Genomic DNA, 12,058 nt, shown 5'->3' on the forward strand with positions numbered 1-12,058 from the left:
TGGTCTCATCCCGAACGTGGAGTAGGAGGCACTTTATCATGGAAACCATAGCCTAAAAACCAGCGGTAAGCCATATTTGTTTCAACTTCTTCAATTGTTTTACGCATTGAACGAATTCCGAAGCTATATTGAATGAAAGTCAGTTTAACTTATATAACTGGATCAATACTTGGGCCTTCTACCTCTGAATACATGCCTCCAAATCATAAATGAAAGAGAAGTCAATGGCAGGCTCCATTTTAAGAACTAAGTTGCGCTGGCACCAGTTGATCTAAAGTAATTATTTCAAGTCGATTCCGCTGAATAGAATCATGTTTAGAAAGCATCCTCATCACCTCAGGTTTTAATACTTCTATACAAATATGACTCTAGGCAAAAATGTTCTATCAAAAAGGTAAAACAAAGTTGATTGGAACGGAAGGTACGAGACTCCTGCGGGAAAAGCGCGTCCAGGGGAGACCCCGCAGGCGAAAGCGAGGAGGCTCACCGACCGCCCGCGGAAAGCGAGTGCCCTACGTTCCAATCAACGTCCAAATTGTACAAGCCATAAAAATAGACAAACTCGATTTTCATCGAGTTTGTCTACATTCAAGGGAACCCCTTTGGTAAGGGGGTTCCCTTTTCTTGATTTGATTCATTGGTTTTTTATCCGACGTTCATATGAAACGGCATACGCACCATGGCGAAAATGCAAGATCTGGTCTTCCGAGCATTCGATTCCTTCAGGAATATTGGTTGGATCAAACAATAAAGTATCTTTACACACTTCCAATTTTTTAGAGATCATTAAATGCCCTATCGTGATTACCTGTTTATCTTCCGACCAAGCTGTAGTCGGATCGTCAGTCGGGTCATTTTCCCCTCCTATTTGGATGTTCAATTTAAAGCCCACCGGTCCTTCTTTAAGCCTTTTTTCCATTTCTTCTTCCAGATACTCCGGCGAATGCTCGGCCACCTCCCTTTTTTCTAACATACTAAGGCCCGCATCTGGCACCCACTCGTACTTGATTGCCTGCCGCCTTCCTTCCTTGTTAATGAAATAGAATGCGTGAATGGAGTAATATTGGCACGTTGAAAAACTGGCTGGAGAACGCATTTCTTTAAGCATTTGCAAGCTTGCCTTGCTTTCAGGGTATTTCCACAGGATTTTTGCAAGCTCTTTCAGATTGGGGAAACCTTCCTTTGCAGATTGGAAAAAGCCAGCAATATCAACAAACGCTTGCGGTGTTTTCGCAAAGAATAACGGAATGGTCACAGTAATAAGATCTGACACCTTTCCATTCGGCAAATGAAACTTGACTGCCATGCCCTTTACAGGGGAAATGGCATCAGGATGGCTTGGAATCGGTGAGCTATTTGAAAACCGAATGATCACCGGCACGGCTTCATCCTGTAGATGCGAAGCCACCGTTAAGGGGGACGCTTTTCCGTTTGGGGTAAAAACCCCCTCATAAACATATCCCCTTGCATGCACACGCCGATAACCAGGATGTGTTCCTGCTACATTTTCAATCAAATTTACTGCTTCCCTGGCCAGTCCAGGTTTGTAGTCGTCGGTTCCTTCCATGATACCTCACCCCACCTTTTCAGATTATAATCCATTATTACATGTACCCCTTATCCCATTAGCTTATTCTTTCTTGAATCACCGAAAGCATTGATTGCAAAAAAAACACCTGGCGCTGCAAACATATGTCATATCTTTATGGACACGTGATTTTATCCATTAATTCTAGAACCGTTCAAAATGATCAGCATATACAGATCTCTTTTTCTTCCATAAAAATACTCATTCCTGTTCCGGCTCCACCTGTGAAAGGATCACATGGGTAACGGTTGCCGCAAAAGGAATGGTCCGATTGATGAATTCCTCCACTTCTTCAAGGCTCTGAGTGTGGATTTTCAGCATAAAGCAAGCCTGCCCGGCAATTCGATAACAAAAGTCAACATTCGGCACCTTGGAGATATACTTTTTGAATTTCTCATATTCCCCATTTTTTATCGTAGCTTCCACGATACACTCAATTGGAAAACCTATCATTTTATGATCAATCTCGGCAACATACCCTTTAATGATTCCGAACGACTCCATTTGCCGTACCCGTTCGGCAACGGTGGGGGCCGAGAGGTTTACTTTCTTTGCCAATTCCCTCATGGAGATTCGGCTATTCAACGTTAATTCGGCAAGGATGCTCTGGTCTTTCTCATCTATTTTCATTTTTAAATTATTCTCCTTCTTCTCTTTACATTCATTCATTATTAAACCGCATTACTTTACAAACGGAATTAAAATTTCTGGATTTTTATATTAGGATTATCTCAAAGGAGAGATGTTCATGACAAGAATAAAAAAATCATCAAAGGGCTCCAGTCCATTTCAAAGATTATTTCATTCTGAAGAGATTTCGCATAAATGGTCGGACCTCTCAGATTGCATATCTGCAAATGGGAAACTTTCGGAGAAATTGAAGGAAAACGTCAGAAGAGTGCTGGCATACGGTAATGGCTGCTCATACTGTCAGGCAAAAGGGACTCCGCTAAAGCCGGAAGATATGAAAGAAAGCTATGCAATTGCCTTTGCGGAAGTATTTCTCTTGCAACGTGAAAAAACGGAGGAAAAGTTTTTCCAAGTATTGAAGGAAGTGTTCAGTGATGAAGAGATTTCTGAACTATTGGCATTCATTTGTTTTACAACCGCCCAGCAATATTTCGGGGCTTTGATGGATTTACAATAACACCAAAAAAGGAACAGGCCCTCCGCCTCGTTCCTTTCTGTAAAAAACCTAAATCCTACCCTTCATCAGTTTGAACGATATCCGAATCCTTAATCAGCATCAGTTGAATGACCGCCTAGGATTTCGCACCATGATCCTCCATTTCATTGATCCTTGGAAGAATGGAGCGGGAAGGTACCGGGGATGTCAAAACCACAGATGTATTCAGATGTCCATAGGGTATTAATCGATCTATCAGTAATCTCATGCTGTCCATATCAGCTAAAGCCGCTTTCAAAAAATATCCAACTGTTCCTGTTACACGGTGGCACTCGATAATGTCTAAATCATTTTTCACTAATTGCTCAAAATCGGTAACAGGAACCTTAAGTTCACTCACCTGAATGAACACAAGTACACCCCTTCCTATTGCCAAAGGGGAAACCCTTGCGCTGAACCCCTCAATGATCCCCTTTTCTTGCAGGCGGTACATTCGTTCAGAGATGCTAGGTCGACTGAGAGCCAATTTCTTCGATAGTTCACTAATCGTAATGCGTCCATCTTTTTGTAAAAGTTCCAGTAAACTGACATCTATTTCATCCATGAAGCAACCGCCTTTCATAATGAAGGAATATAAGCATATATTTCTTTAAAATGTTGTATGGATAGTGAAAAATACATTCTTTTTTGTATGTAATTTTAACAGTTAATATTCTATCATTAAAATAATCAAATAGAAAAAGAAAATTCAGAATTTACCAAAGGGAGGAACCTGCATTGACCTTTACTAAAATCCCGGTTCGACAAAACATCGAAAGCATTCGCCCATATGTTTCCGGCAAGCCAATTGAAGAAGTGCAACGTGAACTTGGTCTTGAAACGATCGTTAAATTGGCATCCAATGAGAACCCATTCGGTTACTCACCTCTAGCAAAAGAAGCCATGCTTGCCGAAATGGAGCAAACCTCCTTTTATCCTGAAGGTATGGCGCCTGCATTAGCTGAAAAGCTGGCAAGAAAATTGAAGATCGATAAAGATCATATCATTTTAGGCAATGGATCTGATGAAGTGATACGTTTGTTGACACGAACCTATATCCAACAAAATGATGAAGTCATCATGGCTGATGTGACCTTTCCACGCTATGAAACGAATGTATTGATTGACGGCGGCACACCTGTAAAGATTCCTCTTATCAATGGTGTACATGACCTCCAGGGTATGTATGAAGCCATAACAGAAAAAACGAGAATGATATTCGTCTGTAATCCCAATAATCCGACAGGAACGATCGTTCAAAAAGAAAAGTTACGCTCTTTTATCGAGAAGGTGCCGAAACATATTTTACTGATCGTTGATGAAGCATACTATGAATATGTCGATGATGCAGAATATTTAGAAACCTTGCCGCTTCTCAAAATGCATTCAAATCTGGTTATCTTACGCACTTTTTCAAAGATTTATGGACTGGCTGCTTTAAGGATTGGATACGGTTTAATGGATGCCTCCATCATACAAGAGCTAGTTAAAGTGAAGGAACCCTTCAATACCAATCGTTTAGCACAGGCTGCGGCATTCGCTTCCCTCGACGACGATCCATTTGTTGAGAATTGTGTTCGTAAGAATGAGGAAGGAAGAAGATATTTAGAAAATGAACTAAGCAAGATGGGTTTAACATTCTTCCCTTCACATGCCAACTTCTTGATGGTCGAATTGAACCAGCCTGGCAGGGACATTTTTGAGAAGTTATTAATCCAGGGTGTCATCATCCGTTCAGGTCATTTGCTAGGCTATGAAAATACTATCCGCGTGACCATCGGCACTCCGCTTGAAAACGAGAGATTCATAGCATCCTTACAACATATAATCAATAAAACATCTGGAGCATGACCAATCGAAATGAAGTTGCAGAATATCAGTGATCAGTAATGAAAGATACGCCATGGACGCCTTTGCCCATGTCGTATCTTTTTTACGTGGATTTTATTTAGCGATATTCTTTTCTATTATAGGTGTTTCCTGTTTGTCCACATTTTTAAATTTAAAAATCGAAATCGAGATTAAGGCAGCCAACACAATCAGGCAAGCAATGATACTGATCCGATTCTGTTCACTGAACACGAACGTGACACAAATGATGCTTAAGGTGATTATGGTAAACAAGGTTACATATGGAAATCCCCATAATTTAAAACTCGGAGCTTTGGGATATGAATTGCGAAGTTTAAGCTGCGCTAAACAGATGCTGATCCATACAAGTGATACTACAAAACCCGGAAACGCCATTAATAGAGTAAATGCCTTGTCCTGAGCAACGAAAGTAATCATGGAGCCGACGACCAATACACCTGCACTTAATATCAAACTGTACATGGGAACGCCATTTTTTGATACATAAGAGAACGACTTGGGAGCTTCCCCTTCTGCAGCTAAAGAATGAAGCATTCGGGTACACCCATATATTCCAGAGTTAGCAGCTGATAAGACGGCCGTAATCAAAATGAAATTCATGATATGTGCAGATCCCTGAAAACCTGACATGGACAAAACTTGTACAAACGGACTTGCCTGGTCGCCAATTTCATTCCACGGAATCAAACCGCAGATTACAAGTATCGGTAAGGTGAAGAATAATACGACTCTCCAAATATAGTTTTTAATGACCTTAGGTAAAATGCGCTCTGCATCCTTTGCTTCCGTTACCGTCACCCCTATTAACTCGGAACCGCCATAGGAGAACATGACGATCAGTAATGCCGAAAAGATGGACATCCACCCATTTGGGAAAAATCCTCCATGCCCTGTGAAGTTTTGCAGATAATTAGATCCGCCGCTTGGGATGACTCCAAATAAAATACAGGCTCCCAATATGATGAATAAGATGATCATTGTAATTTTAATGCCGGCAAACCAAAATTCGAATTCACCATAATTTTTGACATTCATCATGTTAATTCCAATGATGAAAGCTGTACACCCTAAACTTAATATCCATAACGGGATTGCCGGGAGCCAATACTGCAAGAAGCTTCCTGCCACCACTACCTCAATGACACAAACGGACAGCCACATAAAACAATACATCCAGCCTACGATGAAGGAAAAGCGCTTACCGAATGCTTTCTGAACGAAGCCTTTCATATTCGTATTTGGATAGACAATTGCCATTTCCGCTATAGCACCCATGACTACAAGCAGTAATAATCCTGCAAAGATATAAGTGAATATGACTCCTGGCCCTGCTAACGATATGGTTTCGGCACTTCCTTTAAAAATCCCAGTACCTATTGCCCCTCCCATTGCCATCATGCTAATATGCCTTGGCAATAATTTCTTTTGCAATGACCCACCATTTGACTCCATTACATTTGCCTCCTTCATTCCATAATTTTCTCGTATAAATTAAACCCATTTCAATCGTTGAATGGCGAATAGATATGTTATCTCATCAACCGTTATGGTTTAGGAGTGGAAGGATCCAAAGCCTTATTGAAAACTCTATACTTCCCCAAAGTAAAAATGATATCAATATGCCGATGGTTTTACAAGAGGGAATCATTGCAGGCCAATACGGCCCCTGTTTCGTCAAACGCCGGGACGGATTTTCGAAATGGAGTGAATTTACTGATAGCCTTGCCTTTCGGGGACAATTACCAGGTTTTTGACTCCATTAAGATAAAACATTCTAATCGGGGACTACATTGGTAATCCCCATTACTTTACCTTTTCCTATTTATTTACGATGTGAATTGCATGTCCCAAAACTGCCTCAGCCGCTTCCAGCCACCCCTCGGTCAAGGTCGGATGAGGATGCATGCTGAGGGCTATATCTTCGACCCGAGCCGCCAGCTCAAGGGCAAGGACCCCTTCACCTATAAGGTTGGAAGCATCAGCACCTACCATATGCATTCCGAGCAATATATGGCTATCGGCATCCACGATCACTTCGGCAAATCCCTCCGTTTCATTCGTTGCTAACGCCCTTCCGTTGGCACTGAACGGAAATTTGCCAACCTTGACGCTGTATCCCTGTTGTTCAGCTTCTTCACGGCTTAAACCAACACCAGCTATTTGTGGTTCCGAAAAGATTACATAGGGAACATAAGGCGAGTCAACGGCACTTGGCAGCCCCGCTATCACTTCAGCTGCCACGATTCCCTGTTTGGACGCTCGATGGGCAAGAGCCGGACCAGGCGTAGTATCACCGATGGCAAAGATGTGCGGTACATTTGTACGGCATTCCATATCCACTGCTATATGGCCTTTCTCGCCAACCGTCACTCCAGCCCGATTCAGGCCAATTTCTTCAGTGTTGGGGATCCTGCCAATTGTAACCAGTGACTTTTCGCTCACGACGGCTTCCGTCCCCTGTTCTTCCGAGGAAACAAGAAGATGCACTTGACCATCCACTACACTCGCTTTCTCTACCCTAGAGGATGTTTTGATATTGATCCCAAGCTTCTTGGCATTCCGGGTGACTTCCTTTACCAGGTTTTCAGCAACGTGGGGGAGTATGCGATTGTCCATCTCAATGATGGTCACTTTAGTACCCAGCTTTGCAAATGCCATACCCAGCTCGATTCCGATATATCCTCCGCCAATGATCGACAAGCTTGCTGGAACTTCCTTCAGCTGCAAAGATGATGTTGAATCCAATATATATTCTCCATCGACTTTAATGAAGGATGGAATGAAAGGCCTGGACCCCGTCGCAATAATTGCCTGTTCAAACTTGTAGGTTTCAAAATCGCCATCGGTTTCAACCCCAATGCGGTCATCAGATAAAAAAGTTGCTTGGCCTTTAACCACCGTCACTCCGTTTTCCTTACACAAATGGGCAATACCTTGCCCCAACTGGGATGTGATGCCCGCTTTCCAATCCTGCCAAACTCCCAAGTCCATAGTGGTTCCTTCCTGAGGTAGCCGGATCCCCATTTTCCCTAAATCGTTAAGCCCATGATATCGATCAGCTGCGTGAATCAATGCTTTTGAAGGTATACAGCCCCGATTAAGGCAAACCCCGCCCAGCTTATCCTTTTCAATCAGCACGACCGATTTTCCTAACTGGCCGAGACGGATAGCCGCAGCATATCCTCCCGGACCTCCTCCCATGATGACAACATCCGTCTCAACAGCAACTTCCCCTACTACCATTTATCTCATCTCCACAACTAAACGAATTGGATTTTCCAGCAATTCCTTGATTTTATTGGTGAATTGCACCGCTGTTACCCCATCAATCAAACGATGATCGAAAGAAAGAGACATATTCATCATTAACCGGATAACACCTTCCAAATCGCGAACGACCATTCGATGTTCCATTTTATGCAAAGCTAATATGGCCGCTTCCGGATAGTTAATGATCGGGGTAGCGTGCATCCCTCCGATAGGTCCTACATTGCTAATGGTAAATGTACTGCCTGTGATTTGATCAATACTCAACTTTCCTTCACGGGCTTGAGCTGCCAATTGCCTGATTTCATCAGCCAGTTGGAAAATGGTTTTTTGATCGGCATGTTTGATCACTGGAACAATGAGACCCTCGTTTGTATTCGTCGCAATTCCAATATGATAATAATTTTTCAGGATGATTTCATTGGTCCTTTCATCAATTGAAGCGTTTAGTGTTTTGAACTCCTTTAAGGCGATGACAATGGCCTTAACGAAAAAAGGCAAAAAAGTCAATTTTATATCCTTATCATCTGAATACTCCTTTAATTGATTTTTAAATTCCTTCAATCGGTCCATTTCCAATTCATCTACATGGGTTACATGAGGAATGGTCGAAACTGACTTCACCATATGTTCAGCGATTTTTTTACGAATGCCTTTAAGCGGAATCCGCTCTTCCCGCTCATTTCCCATTATCGGGGCCATCTCTTGACCCGTCTTGTTATCATGCTGTTTGGCCTTTTCCCGTGTAAATGAATCATTCTCTTTAAACTGCTTCAAGTCACTTTCGGTAATTCGCCCAGCCGGACCGGAGCCTTTAACCTTCTCGATATCAATCTTCATTTCCCTGGCCATTTGACGCACGAATGGTGTTGCCAGCGCACGCACTGCCTGATGATGATGTTTAGTCGTAATATGCTGCGCATTGACATTTACATCACCGGATTGCCCGACTTGGTTTTCTTCTTCACTAATGCCAGTATCCGGAACTGACACATCGTTCTCTTCCTGAATTGTGAATATAGTGGTTCCCACTTCCACGATATCCCCTACGGAAAAAAATATTTTCTTAACCACTCCCGCTGCCGGAGCTGTCAATTCCGCATTGACTTTATCCGTTTGCACCTCAACAATGGGTTGGTCCTGTTTTACCGCATCCCCTTCCTTGATGAGCCATTGGATAATTTCCCCTTCATGCATCCCTTCCCCTACATCAGGAAGTTTAAATTCCATCATGCGTCATCCTCCTTCTCCCTTAATCATTAAAATGATATCGTTTCGACAATTCCTTTTTTTACACGTTCAACAGTCGGTAAATAATGATCTTCTATTGTAAACGGCGGAACCGGTACATCAAATCCTGTTACACGCTTAATCGGCGCTTTCAGGTAAATAAGAGCTTCATCATTAATGATGGAGATAATCTCCGCACCTAGACCGGCAGTCTTGTGGGCTTCATGGACGATTAATGCACGACCTGTCTTTTTAATGGATTGCACGATCGAATCCCTATCTAAAGGGTATAAAGTTCTAAGATCGACCACTTCACACTTCCAGCCTTTTTCTGCTTCAATCTTTTTCGCGGCATTCAATGCCTCCCTTAACATGGCCCCCCATGCAAAAATGGTCAGGTCGCTTCCCTCCTGGACCACTTTTGCTTGACCGATTGGTATTCGGTACCTTTCGTCTGGAACTTCTTCCTTAAAAGCCCGATACAATTTAGTCGGTTCCAAAAAAATCACTGGATCTGGATCTTCGAGCGCTGAAATGAGCAGCCCTTTTGCGTCATATGGATTACTGGGTGCAACCACCTTTAAACCCGGAGTATGGGCAAAGAAGGTTTCGACACTTTCGGAATGAAGTTCAGGACCCCTGATTCCGGCACCATATGGCGTACGGATTACGATGGGCACCCCAAATTGCCCACGAGTACGATACCTCATACGGGCAGCATGGGAAACGAGCTGCTCGAACCCCGGATAAATAAAGGCGAGAAACTGGATCTCCACTATGGGCAGCATTCCGTTAAGAGCCAAACCAATGGCAGAGCCGATGATTCCGGATTCAGCTAATGGCGTATCCACAACTCGATCTTTTCCATACTTCTCATAAAGTCCTTCCGTCGCTCGAAAAACCCCGCCATTCACGCCAATATCCTCACCCAAGATCATCACGCGATCATCATGACCCAGCATTTGGTCCAGCGCTTCCGTAATAGCCTGGAGCATCGTTAAATTTTTGCCCATCATTTCTTCCCGCCTTTCCTTAAGATTTGGTTCAATTCCTGCTTCTGTTCCTTAAGATGCCATGTCTCCTCTGCATATACATGGTTAAACATTTCGAGCGGGTCGGATTTCGGATACGCTTCGGCCTTTTTAAGGTGGGCATCGATCAGTTCGTTGAATTGCTTTAACACCAATTCTTCCTGCTCTTCATTCCAATGACCCTCTTTATTCAAATACTTTCTAAGGCGTGTAATGGGATCGCGGTTTTCCCTCCAGAACGTTGAAATTTCGTCCTGATCGCGATATATGTTCGGATTGTCTGCAGTAGTATGGGCGCCATAGCGAAAGGTAATGGCTTCGATTAATGTAGGCCCTTCCCCTTTAAGCGCTCTTTCGACAGCCTCCTTTACAGTCATCCATACGGCAAAAATATCATTCCCATCCACCCGCACCCCATGGATGTCATAAGCAGCAGCACGCTGGGATATTGTTTTTGATGCCGATTGCTTTTCAAAAGGGACACTGATTGCGTAGCCATTATTTTGGCAGAAAAAGATTGTCGGGGTTTTATAAACGCCGGCAAAATTCAGTGCTTCATGAAAGTCCCCTTCAGAAGTCGCTCCATCGCCAAAATAGGCGATGCTAACATTCTTTTCGCCTTTAAGCTTACTTGCCCAAGCCGTTCCAACTGCATGAACCATTTGAGTGGCAATTGGAACACTTGGAGGCAATATCCTTTTTCCTTCTGGACAAATCGAACCATCAAAATGCGCCATCCAGTATAGGAAAACACGGTATAATTCCTGTCCATGAATGATTGCCGCTCCATGATCACGGTATGTGGGAAACATCCAGTCCCCTGCCGACAATGCCAAAGCGCTTCCTGCTTGGGACGCTTCCTGCCCTTCGAAAGGTGCATAAGTCCCGATCCTGCCTTGGCGCTGGAGATTAATTGATTTTCGGTCAAATGTTCTGAGCAGGAGCATGCTCTCATACATCTTTAACATAAGTGATTTATCGATTTTTCCATCAATCGCTTCAATGATTTCCCCATCAGAAGTCAATACACGAAACATTTCCGGCTCAACTCCGCTTGAATGCGCTTTCATTATTGGGTTTCCCGTCTTTTCCATTTCATTTCTCCCCTTAAGATAGATTTGTTTCGCAAACTTACCTAGGTTTTGAACAGTCATGAAATAACAGCCCAAAATGTTTTTATTAATCTTTCTGTCTGTGATTAAATGCTGTTTCATAAACTACATTTCCTTATATAAAAGGATAATACATCCATGTTTTTAATAATATGTTAAATAGAATGAATTTTTTACATATTACCTTTATTTAGAAGATGTTTTCTGATACTTCACCTTCATTTTGAAAATGAGAGCCTTTAATGGGAAATTTCATAATGATTACCTTCAAAATGTGATATGCTCCCGACAGATTTAGAACCTTCATCCCAAAAGTATCCAGCACAAAAAAGACCCATTATATAATATATGGGTCTTAGGCTGTATAAAAACTCCAAGAAATCAGTTGCCTACGTTTTTTTCAACAGACAGTTAATTTCAGAAATCCGCATCCCTTTCCGCCGACTGCCTGCCAAGCCACATCAAAGCAAGCGCCTGCGGGGCCTCGGCTAGCCAGTTTTTCGGCAGGAGTGTCGCATATTTCTTCCATCCAATGAGGATTACAGGTGAAAAACTTAAAGGATAAACTAGTCTAAAACTTGGTTCGGAATAGACCAGCCTGCAGTTTTTTCTAGAAAACATTGCTTATGATTTCAGAAACCCGCTCCCTTTCCGCCGACTGGCTGCCAAGCCTCCTCGACGCAAGCGTCTGTGGGGTCTCGGCTAGCCAGTTTTTCGGCAGGAGTGTCGCAAATTTCTTCCATCCATTAAGGAGTACAAGAAAAAACATGAAGGATAAACTAGTCAATTAAAC

The 12,058-nt window shown here is 42.8% G+C and carries 10 protein-coding genes and 1 pseudogene; 2 read left to right on the forward strand and 9 right to left on the reverse strand.

Annotated elements, in window-relative coordinates:
* Window positions 1-9: 9 nt before the first annotated feature.
* The 3 genes and pseudogenes from AC1DIV_RS13580 to AC1DIV_RS13590 all read right to left on the reverse strand — a co-directional run.
* Window positions 10-326: pseudogene (locus AC1DIV_RS13580) on the reverse strand (transposase); the annotation flags it as partial.
* Window positions 327-634: 308 nt separating this feature from the next.
* Window positions 635-1,567 carry a catalase family peroxidase gene (locus AC1DIV_RS13585; protein ID WP_340875105.1) on the reverse strand — a complete coding sequence of 311 codons (933 nt, stop codon included), beginning with the start codon at window positions 1,565-1,567 and terminating at the stop codon, window positions 635-637.
* Window positions 1,568-1,789: 222 nt separating this feature from the next.
* Window positions 1,790-2,218: an Lrp/AsnC family transcriptional regulator gene (locus AC1DIV_RS13590; protein WP_340875103.1), complete on the reverse strand. Its 429-nt coding sequence runs from the start codon at window positions 2,216-2,218 to the stop codon at window positions 1,790-1,792.
* Between the two features lie 118 nt (window positions 2,219-2,336).
* Between AC1DIV_RS13590 and AC1DIV_RS13595 the strand changes: the two genes are divergently transcribed.
* Window positions 2,337-2,735, forward strand: coding sequence for a carboxymuconolactone decarboxylase family protein (locus AC1DIV_RS13595; protein ID WP_340875100.1), 399 nt, complete (start codon window positions 2,337-2,339; stop codon window positions 2,733-2,735).
* 115 nt (window positions 2,736-2,850) lie between these two features.
* Here AC1DIV_RS13595 and AC1DIV_RS13600 read toward each other — a convergent pair whose 3' ends face one another.
* Complete coding sequence (locus tag AC1DIV_RS13600) at window positions 2,851-3,318, reverse strand: Lrp/AsnC family transcriptional regulator (RefSeq protein ID WP_048687446.1); 468 nt, start codon at window positions 3,316-3,318, stop codon at window positions 2,851-2,853.
* A gap of 173 nt (window positions 3,319-3,491) precedes the next feature.
* Here AC1DIV_RS13600 and hisC point away from each other — a divergent pair, with 173 nt between their 5' ends.
* A complete protein-coding gene (gene hisC, locus AC1DIV_RS13605) occupies window positions 3,492-4,604 on the forward strand; it encodes a histidinol-phosphate transaminase (RefSeq protein WP_251538512.1) in 1,113 nt (370 codons plus the stop codon).
* 93 nt (window positions 4,605-4,697) lie between these two features.
* On the opposite strand, the gene AC1DIV_RS13610 is transcribed toward hisC, so the two are convergent.
* From AC1DIV_RS13610 to pdhA, 5 genes are all read right to left on the reverse strand, one after another.
* Window positions 4,698-6,077, reverse strand: coding sequence for an amino acid permease (locus AC1DIV_RS13610; protein ID WP_340875095.1), 1,380 nt, complete (start codon window positions 6,075-6,077; stop codon window positions 4,698-4,700).
* Between the two features lie 366 nt (window positions 6,078-6,443).
* Complete coding sequence (gene lpdA, locus AC1DIV_RS13615) at window positions 6,444-7,868, reverse strand: dihydrolipoyl dehydrogenase (protein ID WP_072272527.1); 1,425 nt, start codon at window positions 7,866-7,868, stop codon at window positions 6,444-6,446.
* On the reverse strand, window positions 7,869-9,125 hold the full coding sequence (locus AC1DIV_RS13620; RefSeq protein ID WP_340875092.1) for a dihydrolipoamide acetyltransferase family protein: 1,257 nt from the start codon (window positions 9,123-9,125) through the stop codon (window positions 7,869-7,871). It abuts the gene before it with no gap.
* Between the two features lie 26 nt (window positions 9,126-9,151).
* Window positions 9,152-10,135: an alpha-ketoacid dehydrogenase subunit beta gene (locus tag AC1DIV_RS13625; protein WP_340878463.1), complete on the reverse strand. Its 984-nt coding sequence runs from the start codon at window positions 10,133-10,135 to the stop codon at window positions 9,152-9,154.
* Window positions 10,135-11,247 carry a pyruvate dehydrogenase (acetyl-transferring) E1 component subunit alpha gene (gene pdhA / locus AC1DIV_RS13630; protein ID WP_340875090.1) on the reverse strand — a complete coding sequence of 371 codons (1,113 nt, stop codon included), beginning with the start codon at window positions 11,245-11,247 and terminating at the stop codon, window positions 10,135-10,137. Before pdhA ends, AC1DIV_RS13625 begins: the two co-directional genes overlap by 1 nt.
* Window positions 11,248-12,058: the final 811 nt, after the last annotated feature.

This window comes from Peribacillus sp. 05N428 (assembly GCF_056397085.1).

What these genes read in the sequence shown, in the direction of transcription:
- AC1DIV_RS13600 (WP_048687446.1), bottom strand. Translation starts at nt 3,318, where the DNA reads ATGGATGAAATAGATGTCAGTTTACTGGAACTTTTACAAAAAGATGGA.
- AC1DIV_RS13620 (WP_340875092.1), bottom strand. Translation starts at nt 9,125, where the DNA reads ATGATGGAATTTAAACTTCCTGATGTAGGGGAAGGGATGCATGAAGGG.
- AC1DIV_RS13585 (WP_340875105.1), bottom strand. Translation starts at nt 1,567, where the DNA reads ATGGAAGGAACCGACGACTACAAACCTGGACTGGCCAGGGAAGCAGTA.
- AC1DIV_RS13610 (WP_340875095.1), bottom strand. Translation starts at nt 6,077, where the DNA reads ATGGAGTCAAATGGTGGGTCATTGCAAAAGAAATTATTGCCAAGGCAT.
- AC1DIV_RS13590 (WP_340875103.1), bottom strand. Translation starts at nt 2,218, where the DNA reads ATGAAAATAGATGAGAAAGACCAGAGCATCCTTGCCGAATTAACGTTG.
- pdhA (WP_340875090.1), bottom strand. Translation starts at nt 11,247, where the DNA reads ATGGAAAAGACGGGAAACCCAATAATGAAAGCGCATTCAAGCGGAGTT.
- AC1DIV_RS13625 (WP_340878463.1), bottom strand. Translation starts at nt 10,135, where the DNA reads ATGGGCAAAAATTTAACGATGCTCCAGGCTATTACGGAAGCGCTGGAC.
- lpdA (WP_072272527.1), bottom strand. Translation starts at nt 7,868, where the DNA reads ATGGTAGTAGGGGAAGTTGCTGTTGAGACGGATGTTGTCATCATGGGA.
- AC1DIV_RS13595 (WP_340875100.1), top strand. Translation starts at nt 2,337, where the DNA reads ATGACAAGAATAAAAAAATCATCAAAGGGCTCCAGTCCATTTCAAAGA.